The 16,974-nt window shown below is 35.4% G+C and carries 13 protein-coding genes; 7 read left to right on the top strand and 6 right to left on the bottom strand.

Annotated features, from left to right (window positions below; translation table 11 throughout):
• Positions 1-10 precede the first annotated feature (10 nt).
• A complete protein-coding gene (locus tag F6K15_RS03500) occupies positions 11-3,001 on the top strand; it encodes an FkbM family methyltransferase (protein ID WP_293057032.1) in 2,991 nt (996 codons plus the stop codon).
• 107 nt (positions 3,002-3,108) lie between these two features.
• Here F6K15_RS03500 and F6K15_RS03495 read toward each other — a convergent pair whose 3' ends face one another.
• From F6K15_RS03495 to F6K15_RS03485, 3 genes are all read right to left on the bottom strand, one after another.
• The gene (locus F6K15_RS03495) at positions 3,109-5,355 is read right to left on the bottom strand and encodes an O-linked N-acetylglucosamine transferase, SPINDLY family protein (RefSeq protein WP_293057030.1); all 2,247 of its coding nucleotides are present in this window, start codon (positions 5,353-5,355) and stop codon (positions 3,109-3,111) included.
• Positions 5,356-5,455: 100 nt separating this feature from the next.
• Entirely contained in the window at positions 5,456-5,965 is a 510-nt protein-coding gene (locus F6K15_RS03490) for a type IV pilin-like G/H family protein (RefSeq protein WP_293057028.1), read from the bottom strand.
• 220 nt (positions 5,966-6,185) lie between these two features.
• The gene (locus F6K15_RS03485; protein WP_293057026.1) at positions 6,186-7,514 is read right to left on the bottom strand and encodes a class I SAM-dependent methyltransferase; all 1,329 of its coding nucleotides are present in this window, start codon (positions 7,512-7,514) and stop codon (positions 6,186-6,188) included.
• Positions 7,515-7,617: 103 nt separating this feature from the next.
• Between F6K15_RS03485 and F6K15_RS03480 the strand changes: the two genes are divergently transcribed.
• The 3 genes from F6K15_RS03480 (at position 7,618) to F6K15_RS03470 (ending at position 9,723) form a co-directional block, all read left to right on the top strand.
• On the top strand, positions 7,618-7,815 hold the full coding sequence (locus tag F6K15_RS03480; protein WP_293057024.1) for a hypothetical protein: 198 nt from the start codon (positions 7,618-7,620) through the stop codon (positions 7,813-7,815).
• Between the two features lie 62 nt (positions 7,816-7,877).
• Entirely contained in the window at positions 7,878-8,063 is a 186-nt protein-coding gene (locus tag F6K15_RS03475; RefSeq protein ID WP_293057022.1) for a hypothetical protein, read from the top strand.
• Positions 8,064-8,568: 505 nt separating this feature from the next.
• Positions 8,569-9,723: a homocysteine biosynthesis protein gene (locus F6K15_RS03470; RefSeq protein WP_293057020.1), complete on the top strand. Its 1,155-nt coding sequence runs from the start codon at positions 8,569-8,571 to the stop codon at positions 9,721-9,723.
• Between the two features lie 994 nt (positions 9,724-10,717).
• Here the strand turns inward: F6K15_RS03470 and F6K15_RS03465 are convergent.
• Entirely contained in the window at positions 10,718-11,905 is a 1,188-nt protein-coding gene (locus F6K15_RS03465; RefSeq protein ID WP_293057017.1) for a hypothetical protein, read from the bottom strand.
• An 836-nt stretch (positions 11,906-12,741) separates the two neighbouring features.
• Between F6K15_RS03465 and F6K15_RS03460 the strand changes: the two genes are divergently transcribed.
• Positions 12,742-13,074: a transposase gene (locus F6K15_RS03460; protein ID WP_293057015.1), complete on the top strand. Its 333-nt coding sequence runs from the start codon at positions 12,742-12,744 to the stop codon at positions 13,072-13,074.
• Between the two features lie 29 nt (positions 13,075-13,103).
• Positions 13,104-13,994: a tetratricopeptide repeat protein gene (locus F6K15_RS03455; RefSeq protein ID WP_293057146.1), complete on the top strand. Its 891-nt coding sequence runs from the start codon at positions 13,104-13,106 to the stop codon at positions 13,992-13,994.
• A gap of 444 nt (positions 13,995-14,438) precedes the next feature.
• On the opposite strand, the gene F6K15_RS03450 is transcribed toward F6K15_RS03455, so the two are convergent.
• Positions 14,439-14,873 (bottom strand): hypothetical protein, encoded by a 435-nt coding sequence (locus F6K15_RS03450; RefSeq protein ID WP_293057013.1) that lies wholly within the window; start codon positions 14,871-14,873, stop codon positions 14,439-14,441.
• Between the two features lie 893 nt (positions 14,874-15,766).
• Here F6K15_RS03450 and F6K15_RS03445 point away from each other — a divergent pair.
• On the top strand, positions 15,767-16,339 hold the full coding sequence (locus F6K15_RS03445) for a hypothetical protein (RefSeq protein WP_293057011.1): 573 nt from the start codon (positions 15,767-15,769) through the stop codon (positions 16,337-16,339).
• On the opposite strand, the gene F6K15_RS03440 is transcribed toward F6K15_RS03445, so the two are convergent.
• Positions 16,308-16,724 (bottom strand): CoA-binding protein, encoded by a 417-nt coding sequence (locus tag F6K15_RS03440; RefSeq protein WP_293057009.1) that lies wholly within the window; start codon positions 16,722-16,724, stop codon positions 16,308-16,310. The genes F6K15_RS03445 and F6K15_RS03440 overlap by 32 nt on opposite strands.
• Positions 16,725-16,974 lie beyond the last annotated feature (250 nt).

The following is a 16,974-nucleotide window of genomic DNA, read 5'->3' as shown; positions in this document are numbered from 1 at the left end:
TGGGAGAAATATGATGGTAGATCAAAAAATTTATAGAGGCTCTATGGAAGGCGGATTAATACAGATTAAACAGTTGGGCTTTGAACCTAAAACGGTTATTGATGTGGGTGCGGCTCTAGGTACTTTCTGTTTATATGAGATTTTTCCCAATTCTCGGCATATTTTAATTGAACCCATTCGGGAAAATGAACCCTATCTTGCTAAGATTTGTAAAAATCTTAATAATGCAGAGTATCTTATTGCTGCTGCTACTAAAGAGTTAGGCTTATTTACTATTAATGTTGATCCTAATTTAGTACATTCTTCCGTATCCGATCTAGTCTCAAGCAGCGAAGAAAACTTTTATCGTAGAACTATAGATGGAATAACACTAGATTGGATATGTGAAGAGAAAGAATTAGAACCGCCATACTTAATTAAGGTTGATGTGGATGGCAGTGAAACTGATGTTATGGCGGGTGCAACTAGAATGCTGTGGGAAACAGAATATGTAATTGTGGAAGTTGGTCTGTTCACTCAGATTTTTAATGTTATTGAATGTATGAAAGCTCAAGGATTTGTTATCTATGACATTGTGAATTTGTCGTGGCGACCTTTAGACAATGCTCTCTGGCAATGCGATATGGTGTTTGTGAAAGAGTCAGGAAGATTTAGAAAAAATAAAACCTATATTAAGAAAGAACAAACAGAACTAATGACTGCAAGCCTAAAAAACTATAGAGAAAATTTAATAGCTTATATTGAAGATCGATATTCTGAAGCACACGCCCTTTGTAAACAGGCAACTATCTTTTATAATAAAGGTCAGTTCAAAGAAGCGATCGCGACAAGCAAGCAAGCGATCGAAATGAAACCGAATTTGACAACTGCGTACCTAACGATGGGAAATGCTTTGCAAATACTGGGAAATTTTGATGAGGCGATCGCTTCCTATTCCCAAGCATTAGAAATTCAACCTGATCTAGCCGCAGTTCATGCTAGTTTAGGTAGCATTTACTTCAAGCAAGGAAAGTTAGATGATGCTAAGAGTAGTTGCGAAGAGGCGATCGCTCTCGACCCAGAATTAGCGACCGCCTACTGGAATTTAGGACACGCATTGAATGAGGAAAATAAGTTGGAGGAAGCTTTGCCATGCTGGCAAAAAGCCTTGGAACTTAAACCTAATTTAGTCGGACCTGAATTCCATCGAGACTTAGGTAATGTATTGGGAGAAAGGGGAAAGTTAGATGAGGTGATCGCTTCTTATCAAAAAGCTCTGGAACTACAATTAGATGACCCCAAAATTTATCAAAATTTAGGAAATATTCTAGCACAAAAAGGAAAGTTAGATGAAGCGATAAATTATTATATCCAGGCACTAAAAATTAAACCAAACTCTAAGAACACTTATATTAGTTTAGGGCAAATTTTAAGAAAAAAAGGTAGGTTAGATGAGGCAAATACTTGTTTTACAGTTTGTCTGTCAACTAATGTTTTAGTTGAGTTTGATCGAACTAATGCTAATTGGTCAATAAATTCTACATTAGACCATCCTTTAGTAGAAATTATTAATTTATCTCAAAAGCTTCAAAAAGATTCTTATTTATCTTCGGCAAAAACTCCCGATGAAAACGTTCACCCAAACTTAAGAGAGAAAAGAATAAAATGTCCACCGACTTTTGTTGCGATTATTTCTAATGGACGAGCTTGGGCAGATTTTTTTACCAGTGCAATTATTACTCCAGACCGTCAAGTTTTAAAGGATATATCGACAGGCAGTTTTACTTTAATTGCATCTTCAGATAAGTTACTACCTGTTAGTTATATTGATGGAACTGTTGCTTTTCTTTCTGTACGAGGTGTGGAGTCTTACTACCACTGGATTTTTGATTTAGTATCTCGGTTTGAGTTAATTCGTGCTGCTGAAATACCTTTTCATAATATTGACAAATTTGTTGTTAATAGTTGTATTGATACTTTTCAAAAAGAAACTCTTAGACTTCTAGGTATTCCCGAAGAAAAAATTATTGAAAGTTCTAATTTTCCTCATATTCAAGCAAAAAATCTAATTGTTCCTTCTTTGTCAGGTAGTACAAGAATACCTAAATGGGTTTGCGATTTCCTGAGAAGGGAGTTTTTAAACTATGCAAAATTTGAAGAAGAAGCAAGACCAAAACGGTTATATATTAGTAGAAAATTAGCAGTATCTCGTAGAATTATCAATGAAGATGAGGTGGTAAACTTTTTAAGAGAATATGGATTTGAAACTGTGATTTTCGAGTCAATTTCTTTTAGGGAGCAGATATCTTTTATGGCTGCTGCTGAAGTTGTAGTTGCTCCTCATGGTGCTGGATTAACTAATCTTGTTTTCTGTTGTCCAGGAACTAAAGTAGTAGAAATATTTAGCCCTAATTATGTTAATGGTTGTTTTTGGGTAATTGCCAATCAAGTAGATCTAGAATACTACTACTTAATAGGCGATAAAATTCCTAATCAGCAAAAACATCCTGTAGCAGAAGATATTTTAGTCGATATTAATGCTTTATCTAAGATTGTAGAATTTGCAAATATTGAAAAAAAATATCCTCAGTTTAATGAAATAATTTTCCGTGAAAATTTAAGATTGAGAAACATTAATTTTATTCTTTTTCCAGACTGGAGTCAGTCTAAAAAATATCTCTATCAAGATTTAGAGATGGTACTCAAAGTGATTGCTTCCAATCCAGATAAAGCTCAAATAACTCTTGTAATTGATACTACTAATATTTCAGAGGAAGATGCAGATATGGTATTATCTAGCATAGTAATGAATCTACTTATGGAAGAAGATTTAGATGTCGAAGAGGGGCCAGAAATTTCACTGATTGGAAAGTTGAGTCAAATGCAGTGGGAAAGCCTATTGAGTTGTGTTCGGGGTAGAATTGTATTGGAAAATGAGAATACAGAAGCAATAGCTAAAGTTAAAGCAGATACAATCCCCCTAATTCAATTAAAAAATTTCTTACATAAAACTTCAAATTAAAAGGATAGGAGTTAGGGGAAAGGTATTAGTTTGGATTTAGCCACATTCTAATTTTAGACGCACCACTACTTTTAAACCATATCCCCTAGCAATAACATCAAAAATCATCAACTCCCACCCTCAATATACCTCTGCCACATTTGCTCGTAAGCTTTCTCCATTTCCCGGGTAAACTGTTTAGCATTCCACAATGGAGCAGTTTGTCTTGACTTGCGCAACTTCCAAGATATCTCCTGACGCAACTTTTCATCTTTCCCTAATCTAATTCCCCACTCTACATATTCTTCATCACTCCAAGCAATACCTTCAGTAATGCCAGCATTCATCATCATTGTATAACTATTACGGGCAGCGAATTGTTGACCAACCCGCGTTACCATAGGAATGCACATCCACAGAGTTTCTAATGTTGTTGTCGCTCCATTGTATGGATAAGTATCTAAAACAATGTCTGCAATACCCAAATTAGCTCGATGAATTTCTGATGATGGTACTTCTGGTAAAAATCGTAGGCGGTCCATACTTACACCTTCTTGTTCTGCAATTTCAATAATGGCATCGTTGAGAGATTCCTTATCCCCAAAACTTTTAATCAAGAAAAAACTATTTGGCACTTCCTTGATAATTTTCATTTGCCATCTTGTAGTTTGAGGATGATGTTTGAAACCCCTCTGAGTGCTGAAATAAACCACTGCATCCCCAGGAATTTCTAAATCTTCCCGTCGCAAAGTCGGCACATCTACTTCAAAACCATTAATAGCAATATAGGTTTGAGGCAGTCTCCAAATAGTTTCTTGATAGTAATCTTGTGCAGACTCTGGTAAAACATAGGGGTCAGCAATAAAATAATCTATAGTTGGTATTCCCGAAGCATCCCATCCCAGCCAACTCACCTGAATTGCTGCTGCTTTCAGTGCCATTATCTCACAGGAATTAGTCAGAGTAATACTATCTAAGTCTATTAAAATATCAATTTCATCCTGATTAATTTGTTCGGCTATTTCATTCTGACTTTTTAGCCCTCCTTGATATGCAACATCGGCTTTCTTTAAATACCACTCTTGCAAATGGTCAGTTTGACGCAGAGAGTTGATTAAATAAGCATGAATTTCAAATTTCTCGCGGTTGTGATATTGAAAAATCCAACGAGTTAACCAACCTACTGAATGTCTTCTCAAGCAATGGGAAACATATCCAATTTTCAGTCGCTTAGTTAAGGATGCAGTGCTTTTGATTGATAATAGTTTGTGACGATAGCGCTCTACTTTCTCTCTTTTTTCTGCTTCTATATTTGCTTGACAGACACGAGCAATTTGATTGCGAAGTCTGAGATTAGTCTCAGCTTTATCCCGAAAATAAGGAAAAAAATATCCGGCACTATATAAGCGAAGAACGGTAGAGTTGTGAAGTCCTATTGGTTGTTGCTCAATTAAGGATTTTATCAGTAATTCGTGTTGTTTGAACGATAAAGAAACTTCTTCCTCATAACTACCAGCGCTCATTATTCCTTTAAGCAGCAAATAACTATTATAAATTTTCTCTGGCAGTTCTTCTACAAGAGAGTAACACAACTTAGCTGTTTCTATAGCTTTTGCGTGTTCGCCAGCGTATATGTAAAAAGAAGCTAATGCTCTGAGGAGTTCTAAGTTTTGAGGATCTACCCTTAAACCTAACTTACAAAATTTAGTTGCCAGTTCGGGAGCTTTAAAAGAGTAGGCTATTTCATATACTAATGGCAGTAGAATTGATACTAATCTTGGGGGTTCATCTACATGAGAAACACAAGCGGCGGTCAATTCTAAGGATAATGGCTCTATTGGTGCGTAACTGAAAGTTTTCCGTAAAACTGTTAATAACAAATCTGAATCTAGTTCTGCATTTATCTCCTCTGCTTGCAACATTTCTATTAGTTCTAGAGATGTCAATATTTCGCGGATATTCATCTCTAGTTTTATGGAGAGCAAAAGTAGATGTAATAGGTTATTAATATTAGTTGGAGCTATCTCCCGTAAATGCTGACGGATAGCCCAGGCAACAGAGTAATTGCTTAAATTTTCTTGCCGATCGCCCTCAGCTTGCAATACCTCTGCTAGTTCTGATGTCCAACGTTCTATTTCTTCTGAGTCACCATCTGCCATTGCAAATAGCCAGGTTGTCTGAGCTTCAGTTTCTTGCCCCTGCAACAGCAGACTCAGCCCCAAATACCAATAGTTGGGTTTACATTCTGGTTGTGCTTGTATTGCTTCTTCATAAATACTTATTGCTTGAGCATAGTCTCCGCTGAGGAGGCACTCATTAGCTTCGTGTTGCAGAGCTACAGAGGAAGTGGGTAAGTTGTGAGGATCAGATATCATTGGATAATTTCCGCCAATAAACATAAAAATTAGGTAGCGTTCAAAAAACGCTACCTTTTTGATTTAGCTAAGATATACTACCAAATTTTTTCCCAAGCTATTATGCACCAGAATCTTTCCAGTCGTTACCACTACAGTCTGTCTCGGCGAAAAGAGTACCAAAGTTTGCAACTAGACTCTCACACAGAGAAGTTTCTGTAGTTTTATCTCCCGTACCTGCCTGAGCCACTAGAACTACAGCACCACCATATCTTTTCAAGCCCGGCGCTGGGTTAGCATCAGAAGTGGCCTGATTTCCTACTGCGTTTGTTGTAGTGTAACTGTAGTTAGCAGTTTCAGTCTTGATACCAATCCCTAATGACTCAATGTTGGGACCGAACTGAGTATTGATTGCATAGTACGTTTGGTGTCCCTTATTGATAGAAGCAATGTATTGTTTAGCTTCTGCTTGTTTGGCTTTGTTCGCTTGGCTCAAGAAAGAAGGCAGTGCAATAGCAGACAAAATTCCGATAATGATGATAACCACCAACAATTCAATCAGGGTAAAACCCTCTTCTTTTTTCTTCCTAGCAACGTGCTGTAGGAATTTGGCCTTAAATTCAGTTTTCATTTTTTCTCCTATAAAAATTGGACAAATAAAATTTATCTCCTGAATCTAACTTACCCACCTTTCCCAAATTTCATATCATTCCCTAGAAATTTTTTTTCAGCAGTAGCTTGGGTTGAGGGACGTAGCTTGCTTTTCCGTAGGAGTAACCCAACACCAATTAACCCAACACCATTGAAGTTTGTTGGGTTTCACTATCGTTCTACCCAACCTACTAACTACTTCAGGCCATATAACGTTCCAAAAGCACATACAGAAATGGGTCTAGAGTATCCAACAATTCCTTAACTTCTTCCCAACCTCTCTCCTGACTTACAGTTTCCAGAGTAATAGGGTCTAATGGCCTAATCTTCATCCACCTTTCCACCAAAGACTCAATAGTAGAAACACCATCAAATAAAGGAAGCAGACAAATAGCAATACTACTATCTATATGAATAGGTATCCAGGCGGGCAATTTAATATAACTGCTAATTTCAAAAGGTTTATGGTTATTGATACAGTTAATCAAATCCTCTCTAGCTTGAGAGTTTCGCAGCTGAGGATGTAGCTGCACTTTGGCCTTTTGCCAGTCAGAGTCAGTCCATTCTGAAACAGGCAAAAAAGACTGGCTTTGTTGAGGATGGCCACACCAAAAGTCCAGTAAACGGTGTACAGGTTGTAATAACTCAAATAAATGTAGTCGCTCCTCCACAGAAATTTCTGGCAAACTCATTCCTAAAAAAGCTGGCAAATCATCTTCATTTTTGAATAAATCTATTACTTCCCAATGCCGCCAATTAACCATACTAATAAACTCTAAATCAGCATTTTTCAGAGCAGTAAAAACTTCAGGGATAGTAAAACCTTTATCTCCCAGTAATAAATAATTACTCAGCATCCATTCTTCATATTGTGCCCTTTCTGGCTTCCAAACTTGTCGTTTAAGTATGATTGAATCTTTTAAAGCTGCAAGAGTTTCTCGCGCAATTTCCATCTCCATTTCTCCAGGATTTTCATTCATTAATCCCATCATTTGAAAAACTTCTTGAACTTTAAAATAGTTATGTCGCTGTAGAGAACTATGGAGATTTGTTCTAATAATTCCATCAGGTTTTAAAACAGATTTCATTGCCTGTAAACCAATCACTATATCTGGCAATAAATAAAGCACTTCATCACAATTAATATAGTCAAATTCTAAACCTAAATTTGGCAATTCTTCTATGAGCAATACATGAAATTCGGCATTTTCAAAACCATGATATTGCAGACGTTGACGAGCTAATTCTACAGATTTTTCAGAAATATCAATGCCAACTATTTTCGCTCCTGGATTTGCTTCTGCTAATACTAATGCTTTGTAACCACTGCCACATCCGGCATCTAAAATTACTTTACCTTCAGTTTCTATTACTTTTTGATTTCTCAGATAATATGGTGTAACTAGATTATGAATATAAAGTAATTCATAGCCATCTTTAGGAGATTTTTCTACAGGTATTCTAGGATAAGTTACTACATCAAATTGTTGACGAATTTTTGCTTGTAGTTCTGATTCTTGATAGTTCATAATTTTTTGATTGGTAATGCTGATTTATAAATATACTTATTCTGTATAATTTATGAATAGATTAAATTTTGATTGATATAAGAATTGATCGTAACATCGTAATATGAATAATCAAATAACTTTCATTCTCAAAGTTCTAATTCTCTCTGCTGGACTTTCCCTCTCGATCAAATATGCTGGCCCCTATCTTTCCATTCCCTCCACAGCAACCAACGCCATTATTGCTGTACTCACACCTCCAATAGTTGTAGGGATATTATTGGGGTGGCGACTTTGGGGACAAATTCAGAATGTGGAATAGAGGGGACAGAAAGCTAGTTTTTAGGCAATTTCAGAGAAATTTTAGAAAAGCAAGAAAATTTGATGACCAGATTCCCTTATGACCAATTTGCTAAACAATATTTAGAAGAATTACTATCAACTATTGGTGAAGTAAAAGCACTCCGTGAAGTGCGGGGAGAAGCTAGGCAAATAGATGTTTTTTTCACCACAACCAGAGTAAGCATTTCCTACGGAATGCTGCGCAAACAGCTATTAGCTGTCAGCTAGCCTCCTGCGGAGGAACTGCGTTAACAGCAAAAAGACTTTCTCTTTAAGAACAGTGTTTAAATTAACAACTGACTTTAAGCTCAAGGGAACCAATTTTTGTAGTAAGACAATTAATAAAGCTTTGATCGTAAACTAAAGGCAATAGCTGATAGCTGATAACGCAGTTCCTCCGATAGGAGGCTGGCTGACGGCTGAATGCTTACCAACCAGAACTTCAAGGAAACCCAGAAGCATTAGAATTATTATGTCGTTTCGCCACAACAACTGCTTTATTTGAACCTTACCGAAATACTGTAACCCCTGATTAAATTTGTAGTTTTATGCTGAAATTACTAGAAGTGAGGGGATAATTTCAAAGAGAGGCGAAGCGCAATAATAGTCGTATTTAGATAAAACTAAACTTTATTGAATTAGATTTTTCCTTCTTCCCTTGAACAAAGAAAGTTAATTTTGAAACCACATTAACTGTCACAATATTAACTGTCACAAAAAATATTATTTCCTGATGAGAACAATTGCTGAAATTAACGACAAAATTATCAACAAAAAAGCCGTTGTATCCACAATAACAGAAATAAAAACTAGAGTTGCTCAAACCAGTATTACCCAAGTAGCAAAAGAAGTTGATGTAATTACCACCGGGACTTTTGAGCAAATGGAGTCCTCTGGAGCCATCATTAATCTAGGACATACCGACCCACCAATTAAAATTCGCTCCTGCTGGCTAGATGGTATTTCTGCTTATTCGGGCTTTGGGGCTGTAGATTTATATATTGGCGCTACTCAAATACCTGAAGATAATGAAGAATCTAAAGAAAGAGGTGGTGGTCATGTAATTGAAGACCTAATTGCAGGTAAACCTGTCCATCTTAGAGCAATTGGTCAAGTAACAGATTGTTATCCTAGAGCTACCTTTGAAACTACAATTACCCGTGAAACAATTAACCAGTTTTATTTATTCAATCCACGAAATCTATATCAAAATTTTATAGTTGGTGTGAACGGTGGCGATCGCCCTCTATTCACCTATCTTGGCCCTCTAATGCCAAATTTAGGCAATGCAGTTTATTCTAATACTGGTGCTATCTCTCCGCTATTCAATGACCCAGACTTACAAGTAATTGGTCTTGGTACCCGCATATTTTTGGGCGGCGGTATTGGATATATAACTTGGGAAGGTACTCAACACTTTCCTTTGCAAAAACGTTTACCTAATCGTACTCCCATTGGACCTGCTGCTACTTTGGCCTTAATTGGAGACGCTAAACAAATGCAATCTAAATGGGTGCGTGGCTGCTATTTCAAAAATCATGGTCCCTCAATTATGTTGGGTGTGGGCATTCCTTTACCTGTTTTGAATGAGAAAGTAGTGGCGAACTGCACTATTCAGGACCAAGATATTGTTGCACCAGTAGTAGATTTTTCTATTCCCCGACGGGTGCGTCCAACTTTTGGTTTAGTTAGTTATGCTCAACTCAAGTCTGGTCGTATAAAAATAGAGGGCAAATTTGTTAGATGTGCTCCTCTTGCTAGTTTTTTTCTTTCTCATCAAATTGCTTTAGAGTTAAAACAATGGATTAAAGCGGGAGAATTTACTCTAACTGAATCAGTTGCTCCAATTCCTATGAATAGAACTTTTTTACCATTTCTAGAAAGTTAATTTTGATTCAAGAAGGAAGAAGGAAGAAGACTTTAGTTATCTAGGAGAGAAGGAAAGAAGGAAGAAGGAAAAAGCGATTTAGGACTGAGTTTGTTGGAAAAATTGGATGGGGATAGTCAACGACCTGCAATTTTGTGTCTTATCAACCCAATCAATTGTCAACACCTTGTAGAAGGTGAGTTATTAGACCCTTTATGTGTAAGGATATAGAGTTAAGAGAGTTTTTTGATTAGTGTAGTACAGAAGTTAGGAGTCAGAATGGTACGAGTCAGAATAGTTTGGAGAAATTTACTTACTACTGTTATTTCGTGTTGAATTTTGTCTACTTATTGATTAAGTTTGCTATAGGCTATAAGCACTCAACCAACATTAATTTTATACTTCTGATTACTAAGGTATATTTTGTTTTCCCTACTCTGTACTTACAAATATTAAATTAATTTGTCATAGGTTTGCTATAGGCAATAAGTAGTGAAGCCACATTAATTTTATACTTCTTATGACTGAGGTATATTTTTTGTGCCCTACTCCCTACTACTTATATCATGTCTGGTTGAACAGTTATAAATAAACTACGGAGAACTCAGGACTCAGGACTCAGGACTCAGGAGAAAAAAATAGGGAAGAAGAAGGAAAAAAAGGAGAAAGTTTTTTCATCACTAATTATCCGGACATGATATTACTCCCTACTCCCTACCCCCTAATTACAAATATTAAATTAATTACAAATATTAAATTAATTTGGCATAGGTATAGCAATGTGCGCTGGCATATTTACAAATCACAGGAACTGTCCAATAGCTAAAAGTCTTATATTATCGGTTTTTTATTCCCTCTTTTGCCTGTTGCCTGCCCACAGCGCTATACTTAATATTAAAGATATTGATAATTTATTAGATGCTCCTTTCTTTCTTGTTTTTCAAGTATGCTAATGATGATAAAAATCTCACAACTTTGTCGTTCAAAACTCTAAACAAAACAAAAATAAATTATCCTACTCATCTGCATTTTTATTTTTTTTAGTAGGTTTAGGAATAGGTTCTTTTCTAGTTGGAGCTGAATTTGCCGAATTATAACTCTGGGAAGTAGGTCTGCGAGAATAATTACTTCTTCTATTATCATTAAATGTTTTACGACCTTTAAATGGAGGCTTACGACGATTATTAACAAATAGACTACCTATATCATTAGCATATTGAATGACAAGAAATGTATCCTGCCTTTTAATATGTAAATCCCAGAAACGATTCAATGGGCGATCGCCTAAATTCCCCTTTAGTTTCAGTTTGAAAAATCTGGGAGTATCTTCATCTTTGCGAGGAGATTGTTTAACTCTAACTATTATATATTCTTCTTCTTGAGATTGATAAATTACTTCTCCTCGTATGGAAAAATAACCATCATTTAAGCTTAATAAACTATCTGTTTGAGTTCCATCATCAGTAACAATAGTAGTTTGTTGATAATTATCTATATCTTCTGATGTTTGTGGTATTTCTTCACTTTGATTATCTTCAGCAGTGGGAGAAATAGTCAAAGAAGAAATAACATTATCTTGTTTTTCATCTTTTGATTCAGTATTTTTGATTTTTCTGAGGGTTTCTGGTTCCCATACCCCCATAATTTGAATATGTAGGTCATCATTTTCTTGTCTAGTACGAGGATAAACAACCCACAGATGTTCTTCCTCTAGGTCTAGATGATTTTTTAATAGACTCATTACCCGACCTAACAATACAGCATCTATTTCTGAACCATCTGGAGTTTGTAAATTGCCCCGTGTAAATTGTTCTGTAGAAGGTTGATAACGACCTCGAACTAAACCTATAGCTCGATACTGTTTTGGTTCGCTTGGGGGAGCAATTGGATGTTGTCGCACAATGGTATTATCTTGATTAGGAGTATCAATTTCATTTCGATCTAAATCTTTAGATTCTGAAGAATTTAACGGCTGATTATCTGTCACAGTTAAAGTATCAATATTTCTATCATTTTCTTTGGCCATCTCTTTACCTGAAGATTTATTAGTTGATTTTACAAAGCCCTCATCAACTTGACCATGAATTGGTATAGAGAGGCTTTCCTTACCTTCTACTTCATGAATAGCTAGCTCACTAAGGTGGGCCTGGTTCGGTGTTGTAGAATTATTTGTGTTGTAGGAGTGATTAATAGAAGAATTCATAAAAAATTCCTAGGGGCACAGATACATCCCTTATATATAATGGGAATTATAGAAAAATACTATATTAGAAGTCTCAGTCTTAGGTCAGTCAATAATTAGTTTAAATGCCCAGATATCCAACGATAACACAGTTATTTTTGCCTGAGTTGTTGATATCGCTCAAGATTTAGACTAAAATCGGACTTAATTAACCTAGGTTGGAACTCTAATATATATTATGAAAATTTTAGGTTTCTTTGAGCAACTGCTCAAGCAAGACCTAAAGCCATAATTTTTGATTTTTATCGGGTAGTCCGAGCAACTTTTATTTCAGCCTACTTGAAAAAATTTAGTATCAGGTAGGATGATTAACCTTACTATTGTTATTAATCCAATGATATTGTTGATTAATCCGTAAATTTTCAATAATTCTTTAATTAACTTAGCTTGTTCGTTTAGTATATCGTAGGAAATGAAAAAAATTGGACATATCCATAATAAATAAATTGTGGAAATATTTGATAGCTTGCTACAATAACAAAAGCAATAACTAAGCTAATTTAATTGAATTATCATTAATTCTCCGTCTTGAAATCCTGTAAAAAACTTTTAAGAGTAGGTTGACTAGAAAAGTAGTTCAGAAATCCATTAACCTGAAAATATACCGAAAATAATTGAATAGAGTAGCAAAGTTTGAAAATTAATCAAAAGCTTTTATTAGGTGGAATTACCACAGATTTTCAGCCAGTGGAGAAAATTTAGCTAAATCAACGAACTTTTATCAAAAAATGAAGTGATTGCTTATGAAAACTTAAATATTAAAGGACTAGCTAAAACTCATTTGAGTAAATCAATCAATGATGCGATTTGGGGGACAATTCCTAACTATTCTTGCTATCAAAGCTGAGAAAGCTGGGCAGAAAACAATAGCTGCAAATCCCAATTGTACAAGCCAAGATTGCTCAAATTGTGGTGAAAAGCTTTCAAAAAAATTATCAGATAGAGTTCATTCCTGTCTGCATTGTGGCATTGTGATGTGTCGTGATCAAAATGCTGCCGGAAATGTAAAACACAGGGCGGTAGGGCATTCCGTCCTTAAAGCTCGTGGAGTCCGACGGGATACCGGGACTGAGAAACGAGAAGCCCACACAATGCGCGTCAGCTTAGTGTGGGAGTATGTCACAAGGTGAATAAGTTCAGTAGAACCGAATTTAATCTCATGGTAGATAAACGTCGTGGTTTTTTGATGGCAGTGGTGGTGTTGGTAATAATTGCTTTTTTAGGATTTTCTCTATCTCCTTTATTAGGGGGACTATTAGAGGCCAATCAAAATAATGGTCAATCCACTCCATCTTCAACTCAGACTCCTGTAGCAGATCGAGAAGCAGATCTGCTGGCACAAGCACGGGGTTATGAGTTAGTTTTACAAAGGGAACCAGATAATCAAACTGCACTACAAGGACTTTTACAAGTTAAGTTGGAGTTAATTCAATCAGGCAAGGGTAATATTGAGGAGGTTATACCTCCATTAGAAAAATTGTCTGAGCTAAATCCTGGTAATACAGATTATAATGTACTGCTGGCTCAAGCTAAGACATATACGGGCGATCGTGAAGGTGCTGCTCAAATCTATCGTTCCCTTCTGACAGCTAAACCTGGAAATTTAAAAGCTTTGCAGGGTTTGGTTAATTTGTTGTTACAACAGGAGCGCCCAGAAGCTGCTATTGGTTTATTGCAGGATACACTAAAAGCTGCTCCTCAAGCAAATCAAGTGGAAGTTGGCAGTATTGATGTGGTTTCAGTGCAGTTGATTTTGGGGCAGGTTTATGCAGAGCAGAAACGCTACGATGAGGCGATCGCGGTTTATGATGAAGCAATGAAGGGCAATGCTGAAGATTTTCGGCCTGTTTTAGCTAAGGCAATTATGCTCAGGGAGCAAGGTAATAATGAAGCTGCTCAAGAGCTTTTTAATCTGGCAATAGAGCTAGCTCCTGCGGGATTTAAAGATCAAATTAAGCAGGAAGTTTCAGCTAATTCTGATTCTGAAGCACAAGGATCTCCAGAATCAAATTCTACTGAAACTCAGGTAGAAGAGTCAGAAAATAATTAGCTAAATCACTGAGAAGCCTCACGCCAAATCACAGATTATAGCGTGAGATGAATCGGCGGTAAATTAATGGGACTCGATGTCCCATTAATTTACAAATTTTTATGTTATCATCGAACTATGCTGGTCTGCAGCTCATCGCCGCCAGTAATGAACCATAAAAATTTAATAGTATATGGGGTTGTTGTCCCGAATTCCTAGTCAACTGTGGGAAAACGTAAAATCTTATTGCGGAACTAGGTGAGCAGTTTTTTATGTGCAAAAAGAGCGGTGGGGCATCTCGTTCTTAAAGCTCGTGGAGTCCGACGGGATACCGGGACTGTGAAACGAGAAGCCCACACTATACCGTCAGGTTAGTGTGGGAGTATGTCACTTAAATTCAAATATTAAACAATTTTTGACTTCAAAGATTTTTTTAATATATTGATATTGAACTCTGATAATTTATCAGGGTCTTTTTTTTGCAAGTAAATAGCTGAGACTAATCAATCCTATTCCCAATAATGTACCTGGATCTATTAGTGGTTGAGAAGTTTCTTGATCAGGATTAAGACTATATTTCAAATTTCCTACCTTTGCCATCATCAAGTCTGTTTGACTGTAAGTGTAAATAAACTTTAATTTTAAATTACTTTTTTGTAACAGTAAAATTATAAGTTTTGTAACTGCTATTGCCTCATTATTAGCTTTATTAGCTTTTGAGTTAATAACATCATCAATTACAGTTGTAGGTTCTATTTTAATGTCTGTTTGAGTTGCCTGAGCGGTTAAAAAAAATTCTGAGGCATTATTAGCTGCCTGTGCTGAATTTATATTAATCGTGCTACAGCTAAGAATAGTGCTAATAGTTATAGAGGTTATTTTTATAAAAGGGTTTCTCATCTCAGTATATTCCACAATACTTAATGAATATTTTTCAGCATAGAGACCTGTTCTAATTAAACTTTTGTGAATTATTAACTCACAAATCCTTCTGGATCAACTTATAAGAACTTCTTCTCTCAACAGTATTATTACTGATGTGCCACATTTACAGTATAAGCTTTGTATCAACCTACATACTGATAAAATAACGGATAAGTCATGATTTAGATCACTGACAAAATAACTTTTTTATAAGTATTTATCCGTAATTAAGGATTTCATGTTTGTCAGCTTTAAGTAGATATACAGAAGTGTAGAGCTATTGAATTTAGTAGTGGGACTTACACAACTTTAATGAGCTAAATTTAGACTATGATGCTTTTTTGATAAGCATTTTATATCAATACACAAAATCGCCATCATCGGGACTCCTATCAACTTTTACAAGTCCATTATTATTGCTGCTGCTAGTAAAATCCATGTGATAGATGAGTTACATAGGATTAATATCATGTCTCATTAAATAACTGTAATAAACAATCTTTACCCAACCTCGTAGGGAGGTTGTATGCAACCTACCTACATTGCAGTTATTAATGTTACTTGATATAAAAAATCCGATCATCAGTGAGGTACATCTGTGGTGGGCAAGATACCCACACTTTATCATTAATATTTGTACCTTATATACCACAGAATCTGTCGTAATTTTTTTGTTATAAAGAGTTTAAATATTCAAGAGTTTAATCATAATGTTCGACCTTAACAACTTTCAGAAATCGCCATACGAAAAAACTCTAAATTTCCTGCTAGTTGGCTTCATTATTTTTGAACTTTTATTAGTTCTAATTTATCTTGGCAGTATCTTGATTAGGGGTAAATCCTATCCCCTATTTGATATGAACGGTCAAATGACTATTTCTTCTCTCTTACAAGCATTACATTTATTGATAATTGGATTGATACCTTTGATATTACTTTTCAAAGAATGGCATTCTCAAATTTCCCCTTCTAATTGGTTTAAATTAACCTTTGCTATGCTCTTAATTTACGGCGCTATTGATGAAGTATTTAAAATTCATCTACAACTAAAAAACTGGATTCCTTGGTTAGGCGAACGTGGTTGGCTGCAAATATATATAGTTCTTTTTATTATGCCTTTGATTCTCTTTTACTCAGACTTACAATTCTTGTGGCGTTCCTATCGTCGAGAAACTTTTTTAGCATTACTAGGAATGCTGATTTTTGCCATTGGAGGATTTGGAGCTGAAATTTTTAAAGATATTGCTCAACCTTTGCTTAGTTTATTATTTACACAAGATTTTTTAATGAGTTTTATTGAAAAAATTCGCATTGCTTTTGAAGAATTTTTTGAACTAATTGGTGAAAATTTAATTGCCTATGGATTTTTACTTTTTTTGGGCAAAAGACTAGATAAAAATCAGCAAATGATTAGCCAAGAAGTCGCAAATACTCAACCTTAATACAAACATCCATTGCTAAATTTAAACCTGCATCTAATGCTTTATTTGCTGACTGCCAATCTTTAACACCTAGCTGAGTCCAAATAGTTTTGGCATGAATAGCGATCGCTGAATCTACTATTTCTGGTAAATATTCAGAACGGCGGAAAACATTAACAATATCCACAGGTTCAGGAATATCTGTTAAAGCAGCATAACTAGGCTGACCATCAATTTCTTTAACTACTGGATTAACAGGATAAACTTTATAACCTACCTCTCGTAAAAATCTAGCAATTTGATAGCTAGTACGAATTGGTTGATCGGAATGACCCACCACGGCAATTATTTTAGAATTTGTTAGTATCTCTCGCTTGAGACGATCGTTAGTATTCAAATTTACCATGATTTTTTCGATAAGCAATATACTCTAAATAGTACAAGATTATGATACGATATAAATTAATTTTTTATCCAAAACTTATAATATTTTGATAATTAGTTATGACGAGATTTAGTAGTGAGTATTCACGTTCAATTTCCGCAAAATTGTCTTTTGTTTAACTTAGGTATTAGATAAATTTTTCTCATTTACAGCATCAGACCTACAAACACTATTGAAACTGTTGACAATTACCATTTAATTATTACCAATT

The sequence above is a fragment of the Okeania sp. SIO2B3 genome (assembly GCF_010672525.1).
GTDB lineage: Bacteria > Cyanobacteriota > Cyanobacteriia > Cyanobacteriales > Microcoleaceae > Okeania.
Note: the sequence above shows the minus strand (reverse complement) of the source record. Positions and strands in the feature narration are given on the sequence as shown.